Below are 22,540 nucleotides of genomic sequence, written 5' to 3'. Positions count from 1 at the left end.
CTAAATTAAGTCGTTAATTTTATTTAATATTATATTTTCATTAAGATCTATATCTAGATTTGAATTTATTTTAATATATTTGTTGGGATTTTTTTTTAATATTTTAATAAAACCATTTTGTACTTTTTCATAAAACTTACTGTTAAATTTATCATATCTGTTAAGTTTTTTTCTTAGTCTAAGTCTCTTTTTCATATTTGATAAATTAACTGTATTTAAAAAGGTAAAATCAACTTTGATATTTCTCAAAAGATGATTATTGATATTTTGTATAAATTTTAGGTTTACACCCATTCCATAGTGTTGGTAAGCAATTGTTGAGTCTGAAAATCTATCTATCAGTATGATTTTTTTACCAACATTTTTTCTTATAATTTCTACATTTTCACTTCTTGCAGAAAGGTAAAGCAGTAAATCAGTTTCTTTATTAAATGTAGATTTGTTATTTAGAATAAGATTTCTTATTTTTTCTGAATTTGCACTTCCACCAGGTTCTCTAATTTGAATAAATTTAATTTTTTTAAGAGTTAAATAATTTGCTACTTTTTTTATGTGATGGGATTTACCAGTACCCTCTATACCTTCAAATGCTATTATTGGTTTTTTAGACATCGCCCCAAATTAAAAAATTAATTGATTTCATTAACCTTGAAAAAACATTTAATTTTTTAACATCTTCATAAGCAAGTAAATCATATTCTTCAATAAGTTCACCATCAAAGGTTAACTTTAATTTTCCCAAGATATCATCTTTTTTAATAGGAGCTTGGATTGGACCAGTATAATTCAATGATACTTTCAATAGTCTTTTTTTTGCTTTTGGAATAGTTTTATAGATATCATTTTTTATATAAGTTTTAACAGTATCTTTTTTACCTAACCAAACATCTATATCTTCTATTGGTGTGTTTGCTTTTGTGATTTCAACTAAGTCAAAATTAGTTAAGCCCCAGGTTAAAAGTTTAGCACTTTCGCGAGATCTATCATTTTTAGTATTGAAGCCACTGCCTACTGCTATTAATCGTCTTCCATTTCTTTCTACAGATGACGCTAGTGAATATTTTTCAACAGCTAAATAACCAGTTTTGATTCCATCCGCTCCAAGTCTTTTATATAATAGAGGATTTCTATTACCTTGAGTAATGGGGTCACCCCCTGTTCTATCCCAAGTAAATTCTTTTTCTGCAAAATACTTATATTCTTCAGGAAATTCTTTAATAAGATATCTGGACATAAGCATAATATCTCTTACCGTTGATACGTTTTCAGTATTATTAATCCCTGATGAATTAGCAAAATTAGTATTATCCATTCCTAATTCTTTAGCTTTAGCCGTCATCATCACTGCAAATTCATCCTCTGTACCAGCTATACCTTCAGCTAACGCAACACATGCATCATTGCCAGATGCAATAATTATTCCCTTAAGTAAATTTTCTACACTAACTTCATCACCAACCATTATAAACATCGAAGAATAGCCAGCTGACGAAAGTCTCCAAGCATTCTCGGACACTAAAAATTTTTCATCTAGATTTAAATCACCACTTCTAATTAGATCAAACGCAATAATGGTGGTCATAATTTTTGTCATTGATGCTGGATAAATTGATTTATCAGCATCTTTTTCAAATAATATTTCACCTGAAAGATAGTCTTGTAATATTGCCGTTCTAGCCTTTATATCAAACGCAGCATTAGAATTAGCCGTTAGTAAGATTGTCAACAAAATTGTTATAAGTCTTAATTTAATCATTTTTTATAATTTCGATATTTTCAAATTCAAGTATGCTTATATCATTAAATGATTTTTGTAGAGAGTTAATGTTATTAAAAGGACCTGCATATACTCTATATTTTTTTTCATTAATTTTTTTGATTTTAGCGTCCTTAATCTTAGTTTCTTTAATGATTCTATTAACTAACAAAGACGCAGTATCATTAAAATAAAAATCAGCTATTTTTATTTTATAAGAAAATTTTTTACTTAATTTATTTTTGGTATTTGTTTCTTTAATGTTAAGATCACTAATATTGATACTGCTAACTGGAGCCTTGTTGGCAACTTTTTTTTCTTCTTCAAATGTTTTCGCTCTTTTTGCTACAAATATTGCGTCTTCTAGTACTTCTAAAATTTCTACATAAGGTTCATTTTCATTCAAACTTATTTCATCTGCTATTCTCAATGATAATACCGCATTATTAAATAAGGGATAATCAGCATTACTACCAACAGTGGCTATAACAGATTTATTATTTAAAATATTGGTAATTTTAACCATTGTATTTTTTTTTAAATTTTTTTGAAAAATAACCAGGCTTCGTTCGTCAATTTTTTTTGAAATAATCTTATTGTCATAAAACTTATCACTATAAATAAGACTAAATCCTTTGTTTATAAATGGATTATCCAATGAATTAGAAATTGTATTTTTTGTTAAGTTAGTTGCTGTACAGTTATTTAACAAAATGAAGCAGCATAAGATGAATAGTTTCTTATAAGGCATTTTCAAATTTTTCCTTTAAAGTACATACTGCTAGGCCAAATCTTAACGATCTATTCCATTGAAGTATTTTTTCATAATTTTCAAAAACTATGTAGGCTGGATCTAAATTTTGAGCATCAGGTATAATATCTTTATCTGGTGTTATTATTGATGCAATCAAATTTTCGTCAACAATATTAAAACTATCCTCATTAATTAAATATTTTTTTAATAGTTTAAACTTATTTTTATTGTGAAGTTTTTTTGCGGATGTGTTTAGTATATTGTTAGGTATATTTTTCTTTAATTTGACTTTTATAAAACAAGGTTGGTTTTTCTTCCATCCTATTTTATTTATATAGTTAGCTGCAGAAGCAAATGAATCTATAGTTGATTTAAGCTCAATAATATTATTTTTATCATAGTCTATCGCATAGTTGTCTATAGTAGAGGGCATAAATTGAAAAAAACCGAATGCTCCTGCCCACGAACCATATAAAATATCATGGTCTATTTTCCCTGCATCTATTAATTGAAGAATTGTAATTAACTCATTGGTAAAAAAATCAGATCTTCGTTGATCATAACTTAAAGTTGCAAGTGATGACAATATATCCATTTTTCCTACATAAGTTCCAAAATTAGTCTCTATCCCCATTAATGCCAAAAGTAACTCTTTCTCAACTGAAAATTTATTATCTATCATATTTATGAAATCTTTATTTAATCCATAAAGTTGAGCACCCATATTTACTTTTTGTTTAGAGGCTCTCTTCGATATGTAAGTTTTTGTATCTTCATAGAACTCGGGTTGAAAACGGTCATATTTTATTACCTTTGGTAAAAACATAACATCAGACATTGCTAGATTGAATGTCTTTTCTGAAATTTTTTTTTCTAAAGCATAAACTTTAAATTTTACCAACCACTCATTAAATTCTTTTTCATTGGCATTTAATGTTCCATGAATAATTGTGAAAAATATAATTATAAAATATTTAATTATTTTCATATAAATCTTTTAAATAAATAATTACAGCAATCCATATTAAAATGAAACTTAATGATTTATCAAAGGAAAAAGCCTCATCATAATAAAAAAAACCTAATAAAAACTGAAATGTTGGAGTTATATAAAAAATCATTCCAGTAGGCCCAAGACCACATAGTTCAACACCCCTTACATATAGAAATAATGGTATGACAGTCATTGGTCCCGCTAACATTAATATAAACATCAACGAAGGATCATTCAAACTAAAGATATTTAGATTGTCTTTAAAAAGTAAAAAAAATGCAAATAAAGCAAACGGTAATATGAAAAGACTTTCTATTAAAAGGCCAACATCAGTATCAACATTAACTTTTTTTCTAAGTAGGTTGTAAAAACCCCAACTTAGAGCAACAATTATTCCGACCCAAGGGATTGAGTGAAAACTTTTAAATAAGAGAAATAATATAGATAACAAAACTAGCAGTATGGAAAGACCTCTTCTTTTATTTATTTTTTCACCATAAAAAATATACCCTAAGAATACACTTAAGATTGGCATAATAAAATACCCAAAGCTTGCATCAATAATTTTTTCTGTACCTACGGCATAAATCCAAGTTGCCCAATTTATAAAGATTAGTAAGCTTGAAAAAAATAAATAAATTATGTTCCTTTTATTTTTTATAATTTCAAAAAAAACATCCCATTTAGAGAAATAAAAGGTAGTTATTATTAAAACTACTGATGTCCATACACAACGATGGATCACTACCTCTATAGAGCCAGCAAATGAAATATATTTAAAGTAAATAACCCCAATAACACCCCACCAAAAAGATCCTAGTGCAGTTAATCCTATACCTTTATTGAATTTTTGCTTTTCCACAGTATTAAATTTATACCTATTAAATGATTATCTGTTTAATTTATCAATTTTATTGTTGAATTAAAAATTTATAATAATAAAACGTTGCTAACGGAGAGATGGCAGAGCGGTTGAATGCACCGGTCTTGAAAACCGGCAAAGGGGCAACTCTTTCCTGAGTTCGAATCTCAGTCTCTCCGCCACTATTCATTGACATATTTATAATTTTTAAAAATCTCCGAAACTTTATTTAGCTTAATTTGAATTGTTAAATTTTGACCTTGATTAAACCTATAAAGATTTTCATCATCACAATCTAACAAATCACATAAAAGGTTTAGCTCTTGTTCATTAAATTGATCAATATATTTTTTGGTAAATGAACCTAATAACTTATCCATTTCTTTAGTACCTCTATAGTTGGCTCTATAAATTATTTTATTTTTTAAATCCTTTATATTAATAGTCATAAAATTTAATATATTACACCTAACATGAAAAATAAGAATAATTATGACTATTTATTAGCTGATCTAACCGAATTAAATGGTGTGGGTAAAAAAACCATGGAAATTTTGAAGAAAAAAAAAGTAAATAATATTTTTGACCTACTGTGGAGGTTACCTAAATCTTATACAGATAGAACGCTCGTTAGTAAAATCTGCGATCTTCAAATAGGTGTTATTCAAACAATCAGAATTATTCCACTAAAATATCAATTTCCAAGAGTTAGAAACTTGCCAAATAGAGTTAATTGTATTGATGAAACTGGAAAGGTTGATTGTATATTTTTTAATAGTCATGAAGGATACGTGAGAAAAATTTTGCCGTTAAATGAAGAAGTGACAATCAGTGGTAAGATAAGTAATTATAGAGGACGATATCAGATAACAAACCCCACATATATTTCACAAGATAGTTCATTAATTGAAAGCATTGATAATAAGTACTCATTAACAGAAGGCATTACTGAAAAAACTTATAATAAAATTATTAGTCAGATTTTAAAAAACTTACCTATTTTAACTGAGTGGCACGATAAAGACATATTAAAAAATTTTAATAATCAAAGCTGGAATCAATCTATAATAAAATTACATGATCCAGAAAATATTGAAAATTATAAATCTGATTTTTATAAAAGACTTGCTTATGATGAAATACTGGCCTCATTTTTAGTTAATTCTGAAATTAGAAAAAAAATTAAAAAAATTAAAAAAGTTTCTAAAGATTTTACTGAAATGGCTCATAATAATATAGTCAATAAATTAAACTTTACTCTTACTAACGATCAAAAAAATTCATTAAATGATATTAATAAAGACCTAAATTCTAAAAGTAAAATGTTTAGACTTTTACAGGGTGACGTTGGAAGTGGTAAAACTATTGTTGCATTAATTTCTTCTTTAAGTGTCATTAGTTCAGGGTTCCAAGTTGCATTAATGGCCCCTACTGAAATATTAGCTAGACAACATTATATTTTAGCAAAAAAATTATTTCCTAAAAATATAAAGATTGAATTACTTTCCAGTAAGAGTGAAAATAGTGAAAAAAAGAGAATTGTAAAAGAATTAGAAAACAATTCAATTCAGATGGTATTTGGCACACATGCAATTTTTCAAAAAAAAATAATTTTTGCAAACCTTGGTTATATTATAATAGATGAACAGCATAAATTTGGAGTTAGGCAGAGAAAGCTTTTATCAGATAAAGGTGGCGATAATTGTGATGTTCTTTTAATGTCAGCAACACCGATACCAAGAACTCTGACTATGTCTGTTTATGGTGATATGGATGTTTCTATTATTAGAGAAAAACCAAGTAATAGAAAAGAGGTTAAAACTTACAGTAAATTAGAAAGTAAAATGGATGATGTTATTAATTTTGTTAAAAAAGAAATTAAAGAAGGAAACCAAATTTTCTGGGTATGTCCCTTGATAGAGGAATCAAAAAAATTAGATCATCAGTCTTCAGTTACTAAATACAAATTTCTTAATGAAATTTTTCCAAATAACGTTGCATTACTTCATGGAAAAATTGACAATGAAGAAAAAGAAGAAATATTGAATAAATTTTTAAACAAAAAATATTCAATTTTAGTTTCAACAACAATTATAGAAGTGGGTATTGATTTTCCTAATGCCAATGTAATTATAATAGAAAATGCTAATAAATTTGGTTTATCACAGTTACATCAGTTAAGAGGAAGGGTTGGACGTGGCACAAAACAAGCGAGTTGCATATTAATGTTTAAGTCTAATTTAAGTGTTAATGCAAAAAAAAGAATTAATATTCTAAAAAACTCTAATGATGGTTTCGAAATATCTGAAGAAGATATGAAGTTAAGAGGTTTTGGTGATTTGCTTGGTTTTAAACAAAGTGGTGTTAAAAATTTTAAATTAGCTGACCCTATTCAAAACGAAGATTTATTTTTAATGGCAGAAAAACAAATTAAAAAAATAGAATTAGAAAATATTGATATTAAAAAATATAAAGCATTACTCAAGTTATACGATCAAGCAGATATAATTAATGATATGGTTTAGCTTTTTGGCTTAGAAGTTCCCGCTGAAACTATAAATTTTGACGCTTCTTCAAATGTCATATCTAAATAAATCAAATCTTCTTTTGGTATCATTAGCAAAAAGCCACTTGTTGGGTTGGGCGTCGTTGGAACAAAAACATTAACCAAGTTAATATTTGTTTTAGCTTTAATTTCACCTGTATTTTCTTTGGTGGCAAAACCCACGGCCCAAGATCCTTTTCTTGGATACTCAACTAGCACTACGCTTTTTTTATTACCCTCTTGCTCTCTAAAAGAATCTGTCATTTGTCCAATAGCAGAGTAAATAGTTCTTAGTATTGGCATTCTTTTAAATAAATCGTCAATTATTTGTAAAAATTTTTTACCTATAAAAGTTAAAGAGAGGCCACCAACAACTGTAATAAAAATAATTGTTAAAATTATTTCAATACCTGGTATTGCATATGGAAGATAAGTATTGGGATTTAATCCTGAAGGTACTAAATTTGTTGAAAAATTTATTAAGAATTTGCTTAGATAAAGTGTAAACCCAATTGGTATTAAAACAATTACACCTGTGAAAAAATAGTTTCTTAATTTAAGAGCTAATGATTTTTTTTTCTTAATAAGCATAGATAATTTAGTTATAACTAGAATAAACAACAAATAAAACAGCTATAATGAAAAGTGTAACTAAGATTTTATTGTTTAAATTCATAAAAGTATATATTTATACGATTATCAAAATTTTAATAAAATGAATAGAAGAAAATTTTTAAATTATGTTGGGTGCGGATGTTCAGGCTTGATGTTAGGTGCTTGTTCTACAGCGCCAATAACTGACAGAAGGCAATTAAAAATTATACCTGAATCTAAATTAAACGCTCAAGCAGCTCAAATTTTTGAAAAGATCAAAGAAAAAGAGAAAATGAGTGATGACACTAAAACACTAAATGAAATTAAAGATATTGGAAAAAGAATGGAAGACTCTATAACTGAATATTTTTATAGAGCGGGTTTAAACGATCCTACTGTCAATTTTGATTGGGAGTATATTTTAATAGATAATAAAAAAGTTAAAAATGCTTGGTGTATGCCTGGTGGTAAAATTGCTATTTATACTGGAATCCTAGATGTTACCAAAAATACTAATGGTCTAGCCTCAGTTATGGGTCACGAAATAGCACATGCTGTTGCAAAACATTCAGTAGAAAGGGCTAGTAGAGGGATGCTTTTAAATACAGGAACTCAACTTTTTGATATTTTTTCAGGTGGTAAGTTATCTCAGGTAAATAGAGTTACAGGAATGAATACAGTTGGCCTTTTATCACAAATAGGAATTATGAATCCTTTTTCCAGAACACAAGAAACTGAAGCTGACTATTTAGGAATGATTTTTGCTTCGTTATCAGGTTTTGATATTCGTGAAACTAAAAAACTATGGGAGCGAATGAAGGAAGCAAATAAAGGAAAGGAACCTCCTCAATTTATGAGCACACACCCCTCTTCGTCTAAGAGAATTAAAGATTTGAAAGAATGGGAAAACAGTATAATTCTTGACTATCCACCTATTTCTGTAAGTTAAATTATTTAAATTAGTTTTTTGGTGAGCCCTGATGGACTCGAACCATCGACCCATTCCTTAAAAGGGAATTGCTCTACCAACTGAGCTAAGGGCCCACATAGAAATTATCAAAATAAAGATTAATGTTTTTTTTATTTAATTTTAAAAAAAAACTTTTGGTGAAGCCTTCTTTAAAATTTTTAAATTTCTTTACACTTAAAAATCTAAACAATAAAAAAATATTTAAACTTAAATAATTTTTATTACCAAAAAACAATTATTTATTCCATAACTTGAATAATTGCAAATATTTAAATTACAACTTATCAATGTATTCATCGTGAAATTTATCAAATGTTCCTTTTTTGATATTTTTTCTAATTGTAGACATTAATTCTTGATAAAAGTTGATATTATGAAGAGTGAGTAGTGTTGATCCTAATATTTCATTTGTATTAAAAAGATGATTTAAATAGTTTTTTGAATATTTGTTAAGGTTCAAGTTTGAGCAATCTTTATCTAATGGTTCATTATCATTTTTAAATTTATTATTTTTGATGTTTAAACGTCCATTCCAAGTGAAAGCTAGCCCTGTCCTCCCTGACCTTGTTGGCATTACACAATCAAACATATCAACACCTCTTTTAACCGCACCCAGTATATCGGCAGGTGTTCCAACACCCATTAGATATCTAGGTTTGTCCTCTGGCATTGCTTCTTTAATATCATCCAAAACATTAAACATTTCATTTTGAGTTTCACCCACAGCTAAACCACCTATAGCATAACCATCAAAATCAATCTTTGTTAACGCTTTCAGTGATTTAATTCTTAGATCTTTAAATAAACCTCCTTGGACTATTCCAAATAATCCTTTATGTGGATTTGATCCGAATGCAAACTTGGATCTCTCTGCCCAATATACGGACAACTCCATTGATTTATTAATAACATTATAATCTGTGGTCTTTTTTGGACACTCATCCATGATCATTACAATGTCTGAGTCTAAACCTTTTTGAATTCTTATGCTTTCTTCGGGACTTAATATAAATTTTTTACCGTCAATATGAGAATTAAAAATTGCTCCTTTTTCTCTATCAACTTTGTTTAATTTTGAAAGAGACATTACCTGAAAACCACCTGAGTTTGTAAGTATTGGAAGTTTACAATTCATAAATTTATGAAGACCACCCGCTGAAATTATTCTATCAACTCCTGGTCTAATCATTAAATGATATGTGTTTGATAGTATTATTTCTGAACCTGTTTCAATAACATTATCAATTAAACAAGCTTTAATTGTAGCTTGAGTGCCAACAGGCATAAAAGCTGGTGTTTGGATACTTCCTCTATGTGTTTCAATAACACCAGCTCTTGCAAAATTATCTTTTATTATAACATTAAATTTAAAATCTTTTAATGCCATAAATTTATAAAAATTTTATTTAAAGCTTATAATCTTATCTGGATCTGAAACAGATCCATTGTTATTAGAATCTCCTTTTTTTATTTTATCAACTAACTCCATGCCTTCAATAACTTTTCCAAACACAGTATATTGATTATTCAAAAATGATGATTCTTTAAAACAAATAAAAAATTGACTATTAGCACTATTTGGATCTTGTGATCTAGCCATAGATAAGGTTCCTCTTTCATGAGGTAAGTTGCTAAATTCTTCTTTAAGATCTGGTAAATCAGAACCACCCATTCCTGCTCTTTTTAAATCAAATTGGTCATTAGAAGAGTTACCAAATTGTACATCTCCTGTTTGAGCCATAAAACCATCAATTACCCTGTGAAATACAACACCGTCATATTTTCCATCTTTGGCTAATTGTTTAATTCTTTTAACATGATTAGGGGCAACATCTTCAAAAAGTTCTATTTTAATGTCTCCATCTTTAAGTTTTAAAATCATTATATTCTCCTCTGCTATTGTATTGTTGGTTAGTATAAAAAATAAAATTAAAAATTTTGTTATAAATTTATTCATATTTCTCTTTTAAAGACTTTATTGTACTTTTTGTAGTAAATTTTTTTATATCACCTTTTAGTCTCACTATTTCTTTAACAAATCTTGATGAAATAATTTGATTTTCAACATCAGACATTAAAAAGATTGTTTCTATATCGTTATTTAATTTTCTATTCATACCAGCTAATTGAAATTCATATTCAAAGTCAGATACAGCTCTTAGGCCTCTTAAAATAATATTAGATTTATATTTTTTACATAAATCAGTTGTTAATGAAGTAAATGAAATAACTTCAATCCTTTTTTTATCAAACTTCAAATCAACAAACAGAGCTTTTTTAATCAACTGAATTCTTTCAAGTGAATTAAAAAGATAATTTTTATTAGTGCCTTCAGATGCTGCAACAATAACTTTATCAAATAGTTTTAAAGCTTTTTTAATTACATCAATGTGACCGAAGGTTATTGGGTCAAATGTTCCAGGATATACGGCAACTTTTTTCATTACTCCAAGTTATCATCAATTTTTATTGCTGAAACAACTTTTTCATCACCGGATAATTTGATAATTCTTACACCTTGAGTATTTCTTCCTGCCGTTCTGATTTCATTAACAGCAACTCTAATCACTCTTCCTTTATTAGTTGAAATCATTACATCATCTCCCTCAATAACTGGAAATGAGGAACATATACTACCATTTCTAGGTGAGTTAATAATTCCAATTATGCCCTTACCACCTCTATTTGTAACTCTATATTCATTGTTCAGAGTTTTTTTCCCGTATCCATTTTCTGTAATAGATAAAACAAATCTTTCCTCAGATTTAGAATCTTTTTTTGTCTTTTCTTTATTTGCTATTGAAAGAGAAACAATTTCATCATTAGGGGCTAACTCAATACCTTTAATGCCTTTTGAAGATCTTCCTTTAAAGACTTTAAGTTTTTTTGATTCAAATCTAATGCATTTACCATTTTTCGTACTTAACATCACATCTTGATCATCCTTATAGATTTCAACACCTACGATTTTGTCATTAGGATCTAATTTTATTGCAATTTTTCCAGCTGAATTAATTGAAGAAAAATCTTCTAGGCTATTTTTTCTAACTTTACCTTTTGCAGTAGCAAAAACAATTTGAAGATTTTTCATATCGCTCTCATCATCAGGAAATGGCATTATTGAACTAATAGATTGATGATTTTTTAATGGTAAGATGTTGAATAGAGATTTACCTTTTGAGGTAGTTGATCCTTCAGGTATTTTCCAAGCTTTAATTTTATAGACAAGTCCTTCTGTTGAAAAGAAAAGAACAGAAGTGTGAGTGTTAACTGATAAAGTTTGAACCACAGAATCTTCATCTCTCGTTGTGATCCCAGATTTTCCTTTACCGCCTCTTTTTTGTTGTTTGACACTACTTAAAGCTCCTCTTTTAATATAACCCTGAAGAGTAACAGTAATAATCACTGCTTCTTTTTGAATAGTCTCTTCGATATCATAATTTAAAACTGCATCTATAATTTTAGTTCTTCTTGGAACTGCAAACTTTTCTTTGATAGTTTTAAGTTCTTCACTTATTACGTTTAAAAGTTCTTTTTTAGAATTAATTATTTTTTTATAACCTTTAATCAGATCGGCTAATTTTTTAATTTCGACTTCTATTTCATTAATTCCAAGAGCTGTAAGTTTTTGAAGTCTAAGTTCTAAAATAGCAATTACTTGAGGATCGGTCAGTAAATATAAATTTTTTACCTTCTTATCTTCAACAAGTGAAATTAGCTTTAAAGATTTATTTATTTTCCACTTAGTGCTTAATAATGATTTTTTAGCATCATCAGGAGTTTTTGAAGACCGTATAATTTTTATAATTTTATCTAAGTTCTCAACAGACACAGATAATCCAATAAGGATGTGAGCTCTGTCTTCAGCTTTCTTTAAATCAAACTTAGTTTTTTTGATTACTACATCTTCACGGAATGTTAAGAAATTTGATAAAAATTCTTTTAAATTACAAATTTTAGGTTTACCGTCAACAATAGCTAAAGTATTAAAGCCAAAAGAGCTTTCTATAGATGTATTTTTATAAAGTAATCTTTTAATAGTTTCTGGTTCAACGCCATTTCTTAAATCAATAGCAACTCTAATCCCTTCTCTGTTAAATTCGTCTCTAATATCTTTTATTCCCTCTATTTTTTTCTCTCTAACAAGTTGGGCAATTCTCTCATTTAAAACTGATTTATTTACCTGATATGGCACAGAAGTTATAACGAGTCTCTCTCTACCATTTTTTTGTGCTTCAACACTAATTTCACCTCTAATTTTAAAGGACCCACGACCCACATTATATCCAGCTTTAATAATTTCTTTTCCTATAATAACACCACCTGTAGGGAAATCTGGTCCAGGTATATGCTTCATTAATTCTTTAATCTTAATATCTTTATTTTCAATTAAAGCTAATGTTCCATTTATAATTTCACCTAAATTATGCGGGGGAATGCTTGTAGCCATTCCTACAGCAATACCACCTGCACCATTTACTAGTAAATTAGGATATTGAGCAGGCAAGACAGTTGGCTCTCTTTCCGTTTCATCATAATTACTTTTATATTCAACGGTATTTTTTTCTATATCATCAATTAAGTATTGAGAAACTTTAGCTAATCTTGTTTCTGTATACCTCATAGCTGCAGCTGGATCTCCATCAATAGAACCAAAGTTACCTTGACCTTGAACAAGTGGTAAACTCATGGAAAAATCTTGAACCATTCTGACAAGAGCGTCATAAACAGATTGATCTCCATGTGGGTGATATTTACCAATAACATCCCCAACTATTCTTGCAGATTTTCTAAATTGTTTTGACCAATCGTAGCCACCTTTATACATAGCAAATAATATTCTTCTATGAACAGGTTTAAGTCCATCTCTGACATCAGGAAGAGCCCTGCTCACAATTACACTCATTGCGTATGACAAGTATGATGAGCTCATCTCATCATGCATTGAGATAACTTTAATATTTTTGTCTTTAGATATTTCTGTGTCTTTCATAGAAACTAAAATGGAATTTCGTCATCCATATCATTAGGGGCTTGGGGGCTATCATCAGGATTGCTAGCAACAGCTTGCGAATTGTCATTTTGAATACCACCACCGCCAGTGTTTCCACCACCCAACATAGTAAGTGAAGAATTGTATCCTTGAATTACAATTTCAGTTGAATACTTGTCTTGACCAGATTGTTCATCTTTCCATTTTCTAGTTGTTATCTGTCCCTCAACATAAATTTGAGCACCTTTTTTCAAATATTGCTGAACAACATTGACTAACCCTTCATTAAATACAACTATTCGGTGCCATTCTGTTTTTTCTTTTTTTCTCCAGTTGCTTTATCTTTCCAAGATTGGCTTGTAGCTAAACTTAAGGTAGCAAGACTTTTGCCATTCGACATTTGTTTGATTTCTGGGTCTGCGCCTAAACGCCCAATTAATAATACTTTATTTAAACTTCCAGCCATAATATTTATAATTCTTTATTAATTTAATTAATTTTATATCACAATATAAACTCAATATTAATTTTATTAATTTAAAGCAACTAAAATTATGATTAAAAAGATAGTTATTAAGGGTGCAAAAGAGCATAACTTAAAGAATGTTTCAGTAGAAATACCTAAAGATCAGTTTGTTGTAATTACTGGTCTTTCTGGTTCAGGAAAATCTTCATTAGCATTTGACACTGTCTATGCCGAAGGACAAAGAAGATATGTTGAAAGTTTATCAGCTTATGCTCGTCAATTTTTGGATAAAATGAAAAAACCAAATGTTGATCTTATCGAGGGATTAAGTCCAGCTATAGCCATAGAGCAAAAAAATACATCTAAAAATCCAAGATCAACTGTTGCAACAGTTACTGAAATTTATGACTATATGAGAGTGTTGTATGCAAGGGCTGGCGTTCCCTTCTCACCATTTACAGGAAAGCCAATTACATCGCAAACAATAACCCAAATCGTTGATTTAATAAAAAAATTACCTAAAAAATCTACAATTTATATTTTTGCTCCTGTGGTTAGAGGTCGTAAGGGTGAGTATAGAAAAGATATTTTAAGTTATAAAAGAAGAGGTTTTAGAAAAATTAAAATTGATGAAGTCATTTATGAAATAGATAATGCACCTAATTTAGATAAAAAGCTCAAGCATGATATATCTGTTTTAGTTGATAGAATTGTCTTGAATTCTAATCTTGGTAATAGACTTGCTGAAAGTATTGAGACAGCTGTAAATTTATCAAATGGATTGGTATTTGTTGAGTACGAAGATGAAACATTGCCACAAAAATTTAGAAAAATTGAAAAATTAATTTATTCTACAAAATTTGCTTGTCCAGAAAGTGGTTTTACAATTGAAGAGATTGAGCCAAGACTTTTTTCTTTTAATAGTCCTTACGGAGCATGCGCAGAATGTGAGGGTATAGGTATTAAATTGAATGTAGATCCTGATTTAGTAGTTCCTGATGAGAAAAAAAGTATAGCTGATGGTGCTATAGAGCCATGGGCCAAATCAACAACACTATATTATGCTCAAACCTTAGCCTCTATTGCTAAACATTATGGAATTTCTTTAGATGAGAGATGGAAAAAACTTCCAAAAAAATTTAGAGATGTAATATTGTTTGGATCGGATGAAGAAGAAATTAAGTTTGTTTATGATGACGGTTATGAAAAATATTCTCATAAAAAAACTTTTGAAGGTGTAATAAATAATCTTGAAAGAAGATTTCTTGAATCTGACAGTGAATGGAAAAGAGAAGCGATAGCTGAATACCAATCTGATTCTGCTTGTGAAGGATGTAACGGTAATAGATTAAAAGAAGAAGCCTTATGTGTTAAAATTGATAATCAGAATATAAGCGAAGTAACTAAAAAATCTATTCTAGATGCAGCTAAATGGTTCAAAGGTTTAGAGCAAAACCTTGATAAACGACAATTTAAGATAGCAGAACATATTTTAAAAGAAATTAATGAAAGACTAACGTTCCTTTTAAATGTTGGGCTTGAATATTTAACATTATCAAGAGAGTCAGGTACTCTTTCTGGGGGTGAGGCTCAAAGAATAAGACTTGCATCACAAATTGGTTCTGGATTAACTGGTGTACTGTATGTGCTTGATGAACCCTCTATAGGATTACATCAAAAAGATAATGTTAAATTAATAAATGCATTAAAAAGACTGAGAGATTTAGGTAACACTGTAATTGTTGTTGAGCATGATACAGAAACTATGGAAAATGCAGATCATATAATAGATATGGGTCCTGAGGCTGGCACTAATGGTGGTGAAATAATTGCACAAGGTACTTATGATGAAATACTAAAAAATAAAAACAGTATTACTGGACAATACTTATCTCATAAAAAGTATATAGAAATTCCAAGAACCAGAAGGCTTGCAAAAAATGGAAGGTTTGTTGAAATTAATGGTGCTAGTGGAAATAACTTGAACAACGTTAATCTTAAAATTCCAACAGGAAGTTTTACTTGCGTAACTGGTGTTTCAGGTAGTGGTAAATCAACACTAATATTACAAACATTATATCATGCATTAAATTTAACCTTGAATAACAAAGCTAGAAAAGTCCCTAAAGAGTTTAAGAGTTACAAAGGTGTTGAGCTTATAGATAAAATAATTGATATAGATCAGTCTCCTATTGGAAGAACACCTAGATCAAATCCAGCGACCTATACTGGTGCTTTTGGACCTATTAGAGATTGGTTTACAGCATTACCAGAATCAAAAACAAGAGGATACAAACCTGGAAGATTTTCATTTAACGTTAAAGGTGGAAGATGTGAAGCTTGTGAGGGTGATGGTGTAATTACATACGAGATGCACTTCTTACCAGATGTTTATATCCAGTGTGATGAATGTAAGGGAACTAGGTACAATAGAGAAACTCTTGAGATAAAATTTAAAGATAAAAGTATTGCCGATGTATTAGATATGTCTGTTGATGAGGGGTGTAAATATTTTGAAAACATTTCAAACATAAAAACTAAGCTATTAACATTAAAAAAAGTTGGGCTTGGTTATATAAAAATTGGACAGCAGGCAACAACACTATCTGGTGGTGAGGCTCAACGTATTAAATTAGCTAAGGAACTATCAAAAAGATCTACAGGAAGAACTATGTACATATTAGATGAGCCTACAACAGGTCTTCATCAGCATGATATTAAAAAACTATTAGAAATATTGCACACATTTGTAGCTCTAGGAAATACAGTTGTTGTTATTGAACATAATCTAGATGTAATTAAAACAGCTGACTATATTGTCGATATGGGACCTGAAGGTGGTGTTAAAGGTGGTAATATTATCGCAGAGGGTAAACCTGAGGATATTATCAAAATAAAAGGTAGTTATACTGGTGAATTCTTAAAACCTATGCTGGAAGAAAAATTTAAAAAGAAGTTAAAGATATAAAAAATTAGTGTATAAGTGATTCTAATTATGGGTAATTTACTATCATCACTTCCAAAAACTATTCACGCATCATTAGCTTTAGCTATAATTTTTTTTCTAGGGTTATTTTATGGTAATGGTGGTTTCGATTTTGATACAATTTTTTGGAGTTGGTTAACAAGATTGATCCATGTAACAGTTGCTATTATGTGGATTGGGCTTCTTTGGTATTTTAATTTTGTACAAATCCCAAACATGCCGAAAATCCCTGATGAACAAAAACCTGCTATAGGCAAAGTTATAGCTCCAGCCGCATTGTTTTATTTTAGATGGGCTGCTTTACTTACCGTAATATCAGGATTAATTTTAGCTTATTTAAATGGTTATTTACACGATGCTATGACTTTAGGTGGTGGTGGAAAAAATACAGCTATCGGTATTGGTATGTGGCTTGGTTTATATATGGCATTTAATGTTTGGTTTATAATTTGGCCAAATCAAAAAAGAGCACTAGGAATGGTTGAATGTGAGCCTGATGTTAAAGCAAAATCAGCAAGAACAGCAATGTTGTTTTCAAGAACAAATACTCTTTTATCGTTACCAATGCTACTTTCAATGGTAGCAGCTCAAAACCTTTATTAAATCTACTCTGTATCTTCTTTTAGGATTGTTTTTTGTGAAACTCTAAGTTTTACAAGTATCGGATTAGCTATATAAATTGAAGAATAAGTTCCAAATACAACACCCATTATCATGGCTAAAGAAAAACCTTTTAATATTTCCCCTCCAAATAAATAAATTGAAACTAAAGCAAGCAATGTTGTAGCTGATGTAATTATAGTTCTAGAAAGAGTTTCATTAATTGAAATATTTGTAAGTTCATAAATTTTGATATCAGAAAACTTTCTTAAATTTTCTCTAACTCTGTCATAAATAACAACAGTATCGTTCATTGAATAACCAACTATAGTTAAAACAGCAGCAACTATTGATAGATTTATTTCTAAACTAAATAGCGAGAAAAGACCTAGTGTTATAATAACATCATGGAATAAGGCTAAAATAGCACCTAAACTAAATTGCCATTCAAACCTTATCCATATGTAAAATAACATTGCAGCTAGAGATAGTGCTATTGCAATAATACCAGACTTTAATAATTCAGAGCTAACTTTTGGACCTACATTTTCAACTCTTCTGAAATTAAAAGAGCCACCCAAAGAAGAGGTTAAATCTTTTTTAATAACTTCAATAGCCTTTGCACTTGTGTCTTTTTTCTCTATCTTAATTAAAAAATCATTTTCATTACCAAATTTTTTAACGTTAAAATCTCCTAAATTCATTTTATTAAAAGATTGTCTTAAAGAGGTAACATTAATATTTTTATCATTAGACCTTAGTTCTATTAAGGTCCCACCTTTAAAATCTACACCAAAATTAAGTCCTTTAAAAAATAACAATAGAATAGATAGGAAGACTAGACTTAAAGAGATAAGGTTAAATAGTTTATAAAATTTATTAAAATTAATCATTTATATTAGTTTAGTTTTTTCTTTATTTCTTATCACGTAAAGACCAGTAAGCATTCTTGCAATAAAATAAACTGAAAATAGAGTAGTAAAAATTCCTACAGCTAAGGTAACAGAAAAGCCTTTAACTGGACCCGACCCCATAAAAAATAAAATAATAGCTGCAATTAATGTAGTTATATTTGCATCAATAATTGCGGTTTTTGATTTTACATAACCTGTATCAAAAGCTATTATATTATTTTTTTCTTTCTTACATTCTTCTTTAATTCTTTCAAAAATTAATACATTTGCGTCAACTGCCATACCAACAGTTAAAATAATACCGGCAATACCCGGCAATGTTAATGTAGCTCCAAATAGAGTCAAAATACCTACTAAAAAAAATAAATTAACTAAAAGTGTTATATTGGCTATCAAACCAAATATTTTATATTTAAAAAACATAAAAATAATCACTAATAAAAAACCTATCATAAGTGCAAAAACACCAGCATTAATTGAATCTTGTCCAAGATCAGGTCCTACTGTTCTTTCCTCAATTATATTAAGTGGTGCTGGTAAAGCTCCTGATCTTAGTAGTAAAGCTAAATCTGTAGCTGATTGAAATGTAAAGTTGCCACTGATCTGACCATTTCCACTTGCTATAGTGTCTCTAATAACTGGCGCACTAACGATTTTTCCATCTAGAACTATTGCCAATTGTTTTCCAATACCAGTACTTGTTGCTTTTCCAAATCTTTTAGCTCCCACTCTATCAAGAGTAAATGATACTACTGTTTCGTTTGTTTGATTGTTCATTTGTGGTTGAGCATCCAGTAAATTCTCACCATTTAAGATTATTCTTTTACTAACCATTGCTTCGCTAGTTCCATCTTCAAACTGAAGCATTTCAGTTCCAAAAGTGTCATTATTATTTTGAGTGACAAATCTAAATGTTAAATTTGCAGTTTTTCCTAAAAGTGACTTTATACGCATAGGATCATCTAGACCTGGAAGTTCAACTAAAATTCTATTATTACCTCTTTTTAATATATTGGGCTCATTAGTACCAACCTCATCAACTCTTCTTCTAACTATTTCTAAAGCTTGATCTTGTGAAGAAGTTTTGATTTCTATAAGTCCGTACTTTGAAAGAGTTAAAGTAAATTTATTATTTTGTATTTCTAAATCAAACTGATGAGATTTATATTGATTATAATATGGGTTTATATCACTTTCTTTATCAAGGAAAAAAGTTTCAACTAATTCAGTATTGTCTTTGGATATATTAAATATTATTTTTTTATTTTCTATTCTCAGATCGTTAAAAGTTATTTTCTTATCTTTTAAAAAATTTCTAATAACAGTTGTTGTATTTTGTAATTTTTGAATTTCAACAGGTCCATTATCAATTTCAAGTAGTAGATATGAGCCACCTTGCAAATCTAAACCTAGGTTTATTTTATTTGATATAAAGCTATCTTTAGAATCCTGAAAATTAGATGCAGCAATAAAAATAAAAAAAATTGTTACTAAAGAAACTAAGGCAATTCTTAATTTGGAAAAGTATAACACTTTAGTTAAATGTTATTTTTTTACTTCAGGAGAGTTAAGTAATCCTTGGATGCCTGTAGATTTGATAATTTCAACTTTAACGTTGTCGGCAATTTGCACTTCAACTTTTTCATTATCAATAATTCTTTCAACTGTTCCAATAATACCTGCAGACGTTACAACCTTGTCTCCTCTAGATAAGTTTTCTACCATGGCTTTATGCTCTTTAACTTTCTTTTGTTGAGGTCTTATTAAAAAAAAGTAAAAAATAACAAAAATTAAAATTAGTGGTATAAATTGTCCTATTCCTAAATCCATTTTTCTCCTTGATTAAAGTGAATACTTACAACATCTATTAAATTAAAACAACTTTAAATCTTATTGATTTTCTCAATATTATTCATGTAAGGCCTTAAAACTTCAGGTACAATAATAGAGCCATCTTCTTGTTGATAATTTTCTAATATAGCAACTAATGTTCTACCAACTGCTAAGCCACTGCCATTTAAGGTTCCAACAAGCACAGTTTCTTTTTTTTCGTTTTTATATCTAGCTTTCATTCTTCTTGCTTGAAACGATCCACATGAAGAACAACTTGAGATTTCTCTATATTTATCCTCAGATGGAAGCCACACCTCAATATCAAAAGTTTTTTCAGCACTAAACCCCATATCACCAGTACATAAAACTATTTTTCTATATGGAATTTTTAGTAAATCTAAAATTTTAGTTGCACAATCAGTCATTCTATCGAGTTCTGGTAAGCACTTATCTGCCTCAACAATACTCACCATTTCAACTTTGTAAAATTGGTGCTGTCTAATCATGCCTTTTGTGTCTTTACCATAACTTCCTGCTTCTTTTCTGAAACATGGTGTTGAAGCAACCATTCGCATGGGAAGTTTTTTTTTATCAATAATTTGATCTTTTACAATATTGGTTAAAATAACTTCAGCAGTCGGAATTAAAAACTTTCTGTCACTAGAATCGTCTAATTTAAGTTCAAACTGATCATTATCGAATTTAGGTAATTGTCCTGTACCATACATAGTAGCATCTGTTGCAATTAGTGGCGGTGATATTTCTTCATAACCATTAATATTAACATGTGTATCAAGCATAAAATTTGATAAAGCTCTTTCTAACAAGGCCAATTTATCTTTTACAAAAACAAACCTAGAGCCAGTAGTTTTCGTTGCTAGATCAAAATCAAGCATGTTTAAGTTTTCACCTAATTCATAATGAGATTTAGGCTTAAATGTAAAATTGTGTATTTTTCCTGATTTAGAAATTTCTATATTTGAGTTTTCATCTTTACCTGTAGGAACGTCAGAATGAGGTATATTTGGTATTGATGATAAAATAGATTCTAATTCATTTTTAACATTAGTTTGTAATTTATTAATATTATCTATTTCAGATGAAATTTTTTTAGATTTTTCAAAAAGTGACTGATCTTTAGACTTTGAAATATCTTTTTTCTTTTTCAAGCAGTTCTCTTTGTTGGATATATTCTCTATTGCTCTCATCCAATGATAAAATCTTATCGACATCTATATCTAGGAATCTTTTATTTAAAGCTTTTTTAAAAGCCTCAATATCATTTCTAATTTCTTTTATATTATGCATTTTTTTTATTTTTCTTATCAATAATGTTTACAGAAAATATAGATAATTCATATAAAATCAATAATGGTATTGCTAGTCCAATTTGAGTTATAGGATCGGGTGGTGTTAATAATGCAGCTGCTGCAAAAATCATTACAACAACATATTTTCTTTTTTCTCTAAGAAACTTAGCATTAACTATGCCAACTCTAGCTAACAAACTAAGAACAACTGGTAGCTGAAAACTTATACCAAATGCAAAAATTAATTTCATTACAAGTGAAAGGTATTCACTAACTTTTGCTTCCAATTGAATGGGTAATCCTGTTGAAGCCCCTGTGCTTTCGAAAGAGAGAAAAAACTTTATGGCTAGTGGCATTATTAAATAATAAACAAGCATTCCTCCTAGAAAAAATAATATAGGTGTTAAAATAAGATATGGAACGATTGCAATTTTTTCATGCTTATATAGTCCTGGTGCAATAAATTTCCATATTTGTACCAATATAAAGGGACATGTAACAAAGAATGCCGCAAAAAAAGAAACCTTTAAGTATGTTAAAAATGTTTCCTGTAAAGCTGTAAAAATTAATCTTCTATCAGTTCCACTTTCATTTACCGCTTTAGCAAAAGGCTCAACTAAAAAACCATAGAGATGTTCTGAAAAAAAATAACATCCAATAAAAAAAATGAATAAAAAAATAAAAGAGTGAATTAATCTTTTTCTAAGTTCAGTTAGATGGCTTACAAAACCGCCTTCATTTTCAGATTTTGTCATTATCTTTTTTTTCTTCTATAGGTTTTTCTATCTCATTAGAATTAATATCAAGGTCAGCTACCTCATTTTGTATATTGCTAATATATCTTTTTGTTGTTCCAATCCATGAACCAACTTTTTTTAACATATATGGGAAATCTTTTGGGCCAATAACAATGATTGCAACAGCTACTACTATTAAAATCTCAAACCAGCCAATAGTGGGCAT

The 22,540-nt window shown here is 28.9% G+C and carries 20 protein-coding genes, 2 tRNA genes and 2 pseudogenes; 5 read left to right on the top strand and 19 right to left on the bottom strand.

Annotation, left to right across the window (positions count from 1 at the left end; translation table 11 throughout):
• The 5 genes from tmk to rarD are packed head-to-tail and all read right to left on the bottom strand — an operon-like array spanning position 1 to position 4,366.
• Complete coding sequence (tmk, locus tag ABXT63_RS03080) at positions 1 to 612, bottom strand: dTMP kinase (RefSeq protein WP_415321748.1); 612 nt, start codon at positions 610 to 612, stop codon at positions 1 to 3.
• Positions 605 to 1,756, bottom strand: a complete 1,152-nt coding sequence (locus ABXT63_RS03075; protein WP_415321746.1) for a D-alanyl-D-alanine carboxypeptidase family protein — start codon at positions 1,754 to 1,756, stop codon at positions 605 to 607. Before ABXT63_RS03075 ends, tmk begins: the two co-directional genes overlap by 8 nt.
• Positions 1,749 to 2,507 carry a hypothetical protein gene (locus ABXT63_RS03070; RefSeq protein ID WP_415321744.1) on the bottom strand — a complete coding sequence of 253 codons (759 nt, stop codon included), beginning with the start codon at positions 2,505 to 2,507 and terminating at the stop codon, positions 1,749 to 1,751. The genes ABXT63_RS03075 and ABXT63_RS03070 overlap by 8 nt, the downstream gene beginning before the upstream one ends.
• On the bottom strand, positions 2,497 to 3,498 hold the full coding sequence (locus tag ABXT63_RS03065; RefSeq protein ID WP_415321742.1) for a lytic murein transglycosylase: 1,002 nt from the start codon (positions 3,496 to 3,498) through the stop codon (positions 2,497 to 2,499). The genes ABXT63_RS03070 and ABXT63_RS03065 overlap by 11 nt, the downstream gene beginning before the upstream one ends.
• Positions 3,485 to 4,366 (bottom strand): EamA family transporter RarD, encoded by an 882-nt coding sequence (rarD, locus tag ABXT63_RS03060; RefSeq protein ID WP_415321740.1) that lies wholly within the window; start codon positions 4,364 to 4,366, stop codon positions 3,485 to 3,487. The genes ABXT63_RS03065 and rarD overlap by 14 nt, the downstream gene beginning before the upstream one ends.
• A 92-nt stretch (positions 4,367 to 4,458) precedes the next feature.
• On the opposite strand from rarD, the gene ABXT63_RS03055 reads away from it, so the two are divergent.
• Positions 4,459 to 4,548, top strand: a tRNA-Ser gene (locus ABXT63_RS03055).
• Here the strand turns inward: ABXT63_RS03055 and ABXT63_RS03050 are convergent.
• Positions 4,549 to 4,815, bottom strand: coding sequence for a succinate dehydrogenase assembly factor 2 (locus ABXT63_RS03050; RefSeq protein ID WP_415321738.1), 267 nt, complete (start codon positions 4,813 to 4,815; stop codon positions 4,549 to 4,551). It abuts the tRNA gene before it with no gap.
• Between the two features lie 24 nt (positions 4,816 to 4,839).
• Between ABXT63_RS03050 and ABXT63_RS03045 the strand changes: the two genes are divergently transcribed.
• A complete protein-coding gene (locus ABXT63_RS03045; protein WP_415321736.1) occupies positions 4,840 to 6,891 on the top strand; it encodes an ATP-dependent DNA helicase RecG in 2,052 nt (683 codons plus the stop codon).
• Here the strand turns inward: ABXT63_RS03045 and ABXT63_RS03040 are convergent.
• Entirely contained in the window at positions 6,888 to 7,502 is a 615-nt protein-coding gene (locus tag ABXT63_RS03040; RefSeq protein WP_415321734.1) for a DUF502 domain-containing protein, read from the bottom strand. The two genes, ABXT63_RS03045 and ABXT63_RS03040, sit on opposite strands and share 4 nt — an antisense overlap.
• A 124-nt stretch (positions 7,503 to 7,626) precedes the next feature.
• Between ABXT63_RS03040 and ABXT63_RS03035 the strand changes: the two genes are divergently transcribed.
• The gene (locus ABXT63_RS03035) at positions 7,627 to 8,454 is read left to right on the top strand and encodes a M48 family metallopeptidase (RefSeq protein ID WP_415321732.1); all 828 of its coding nucleotides are present in this window, start codon (positions 7,627 to 7,629) and stop codon (positions 8,452 to 8,454) included.
• A gap of 19 nt (positions 8,455 to 8,473) precedes the next feature.
• Here ABXT63_RS03035 and ABXT63_RS03030 read toward each other — a convergent pair.
• From ABXT63_RS03030 to ssb, 6 genes and pseudogenes are all read right to left on the bottom strand, one after another.
• Positions 8,474 to 8,549 (bottom strand) — tRNA-Lys (locus ABXT63_RS03030).
• A gap of 200 nt (positions 8,550 to 8,749) precedes the next feature.
• Entirely contained in the window at positions 8,750 to 9,862 is a 1,113-nt protein-coding gene (gene tgt / locus ABXT63_RS03025) for a tRNA guanosine(34) transglycosylase Tgt (RefSeq protein ID WP_415321730.1), read from the bottom strand.
• A gap of 15 nt (positions 9,863 to 9,877) precedes the next feature.
• Positions 9,878 to 10,432 (bottom strand): peptidylprolyl isomerase, encoded by a 555-nt coding sequence (locus ABXT63_RS03020; protein ID WP_415321728.1) that lies wholly within the window; start codon positions 10,430 to 10,432, stop codon positions 9,878 to 9,880.
• On the bottom strand, positions 10,425 to 10,919 hold the full coding sequence (gene coaD, locus ABXT63_RS03015) for a pantetheine-phosphate adenylyltransferase (RefSeq protein ID WP_415321726.1): 495 nt from the start codon (positions 10,917 to 10,919) through the stop codon (positions 10,425 to 10,427). Before coaD ends, ABXT63_RS03020 begins: the two co-directional genes overlap by 8 nt.
• Positions 10,919 to 13,468: a DNA gyrase subunit A gene (gene gyrA / locus ABXT63_RS03010; RefSeq protein WP_415321724.1), complete on the bottom strand. Its 2,550-nt coding sequence runs from the start codon at positions 13,466 to 13,468 to the stop codon at positions 10,919 to 10,921. Before gyrA ends, coaD begins: the two co-directional genes overlap by 1 nt.
• Positions 13,469 to 13,473: 5 nt before the next feature.
• Positions 13,474 to 13,934 (bottom strand): annotated as a pseudogene (gene ssb, locus ABXT63_RS03005) (single-stranded DNA-binding protein).
• An 88-nt stretch (positions 13,935 to 14,022) separates the two neighbouring features.
• Between ssb and uvrA the strand changes: the two are divergent.
• The gene (uvrA, locus tag ABXT63_RS03000) at positions 14,023 to 16,902 is read left to right on the top strand and encodes an excinuclease ABC subunit UvrA (RefSeq protein WP_415321722.1); all 2,880 of its coding nucleotides are present in this window, start codon (positions 14,023 to 14,025) and stop codon (positions 16,900 to 16,902) included.
• Positions 16,903 to 16,929: 27 nt separating this feature from the next.
• Positions 16,930 to 17,523 carry a urate hydroxylase PuuD gene (locus tag ABXT63_RS02995; RefSeq protein WP_271483251.1) on the top strand — a complete coding sequence of 198 codons (594 nt, stop codon included), beginning with the start codon at positions 16,930 to 16,932 and terminating at the stop codon, positions 17,521 to 17,523.
• Between the two features lie 2 nt (positions 17,524 to 17,525).
• Here the strand turns inward: ABXT63_RS02995 and secF are convergent, their stop codons facing one another.
• From secF to tatB, 6 genes and pseudogenes are all read right to left on the bottom strand, one after another.
• Positions 17,526 to 18,413, bottom strand: a complete 888-nt coding sequence (gene secF, locus ABXT63_RS02990; RefSeq protein ID WP_415321720.1) for a protein translocase subunit SecF — start codon at positions 18,411 to 18,413, stop codon at positions 17,526 to 17,528.
• On the bottom strand, positions 18,414 to 19,967 hold the full coding sequence (secD, locus tag ABXT63_RS02985) for a protein translocase subunit SecD (protein ID WP_415321718.1): 1,554 nt from the start codon (positions 19,965 to 19,967) through the stop codon (positions 18,414 to 18,416).
• Between the two features lie 12 nt (positions 19,968 to 19,979).
• Positions 19,980 to 20,264, bottom strand: coding sequence for a preprotein translocase subunit YajC (gene yajC / locus ABXT63_RS02980; RefSeq protein ID WP_415279081.1), 285 nt, complete (start codon positions 20,262 to 20,264; stop codon positions 19,980 to 19,982).
• Between the two features lie 53 nt (positions 20,265 to 20,317).
• Positions 20,318 to 21,575, bottom strand: a pseudogene (gene serS / locus ABXT63_RS02975) (serine--tRNA ligase).
• Positions 21,568 to 22,332 carry a twin-arginine translocase subunit TatC gene (tatC, locus tag ABXT63_RS02970; RefSeq protein ID WP_415321716.1) on the bottom strand — a complete coding sequence of 255 codons (765 nt, stop codon included), beginning with the start codon at positions 22,330 to 22,332 and terminating at the stop codon, positions 21,568 to 21,570. Before tatC ends, serS begins: the two are co-directional and overlap by 8 nt.
• On the bottom strand, positions 22,319 to 22,540 hold the full coding sequence (gene tatB / locus ABXT63_RS02965; RefSeq protein ID WP_020169402.1) for a Sec-independent protein translocase protein TatB: 222 nt from the start codon (positions 22,538 to 22,540) through the stop codon (positions 22,319 to 22,321). Before tatB ends, tatC begins: the two co-directional genes overlap by 14 nt.

The organism is Candidatus Pelagibacter sp. Uisw_092 (genome assembly GCF_047729545.1).
Lineage (GTDB): Bacteria > Pseudomonadota > Alphaproteobacteria > Pelagibacterales > Pelagibacteraceae > Pelagibacter.
This window is presented reverse-complemented; position numbering and strand designations above follow the sequence as displayed.

Bases quoted from the DNA above. Each gene is read 5' to 3' on its own strand.
- tmk (WP_415321748.1), bottom strand. From the start codon at position 612: ATGTCTAAAAAACCAATAATAGCATTTGAAGGTATAGAGGGTACTGGT.
- ABXT63_RS03075 (WP_415321746.1), bottom strand. From the start codon at position 1,756: ATGATTAAATTAAGACTTATAACAATTTTGTTGACAATCTTACTAACG.
- ABXT63_RS03070 (WP_415321744.1), bottom strand. From the start codon at position 2,507: ATGCCTTATAAGAAACTATTCATCTTATGCTGCTTCATTTTGTTAAAT.
- ABXT63_RS03065 (WP_415321742.1), bottom strand. From the start codon at position 3,498: ATGAAAATAATTAAATATTTTATAATTATATTTTTCACAATTATTCAT.
- ABXT63_RS03050 (WP_415321738.1), bottom strand. From the start codon at position 4,815: ATGACTATTAATATAAAGGATTTAAAAAATAAAATAATTTATAGAGCC.
- ABXT63_RS03045 (WP_415321736.1), top strand. From the start codon at position 4,840: ATGAAAAATAAGAATAATTATGACTATTTATTAGCTGATCTAACCGAA.
- ABXT63_RS03040 (WP_415321734.1), bottom strand. From the start codon at position 7,502: ATGCTTATTAAGAAAAAAAAATCATTAGCTCTTAAATTAAGAAACTAT.
- ABXT63_RS03035 (WP_415321732.1), top strand. From the start codon at position 7,627: ATGAATAGAAGAAAATTTTTAAATTATGTTGGGTGCGGATGTTCAGGC.
- tgt (WP_415321730.1), bottom strand. From the start codon at position 9,862: ATGGCATTAAAAGATTTTAAATTTAATGTTATAATAAAAGATAATTTT.
- ABXT63_RS03020 (WP_415321728.1), bottom strand. From the start codon at position 10,432: ATGAATAAATTTATAACAAAATTTTTAATTTTATTTTTTATACTAACC.
- coaD (WP_415321726.1), bottom strand. From the start codon at position 10,919: ATGAAAAAAGTTGCCGTATATCCTGGAACATTTGACCCAATAACCTTC.
- gyrA (WP_415321724.1), bottom strand. From the start codon at position 13,468: ATGAAAGACACAGAAATATCTAAAGACAAAAATATTAAAGTTATCTCA.
- uvrA (WP_415321722.1), top strand. From the start codon at position 14,023: ATGATTAAAAAGATAGTTATTAAGGGTGCAAAAGAGCATAACTTAAAG.
- ABXT63_RS02995 (WP_271483251.1), top strand. From the start codon at position 16,930: ATGGGTAATTTACTATCATCACTTCCAAAAACTATTCACGCATCATTA.
- secF (WP_415321720.1), bottom strand. From the start codon at position 18,413: ATGATTAATTTTAATAAATTTTATAAACTATTTAACCTTATCTCTTTA.
- yajC (WP_415279081.1), bottom strand. From the start codon at position 20,264: ATGGATTTAGGAATAGGACAATTTATACCACTAATTTTAATTTTTGTT.
- tatC (WP_415321716.1), bottom strand. From the start codon at position 22,332: ATGACAAAATCTGAAAATGAAGGCGGTTTTGTAAGCCATCTAACTGAA.
- tatB (WP_020169402.1), bottom strand. From the start codon at position 22,540: ATGCCCACTATTGGCTGGTTTGAGATTTTAATAGTAGTAGCTGTTGCA.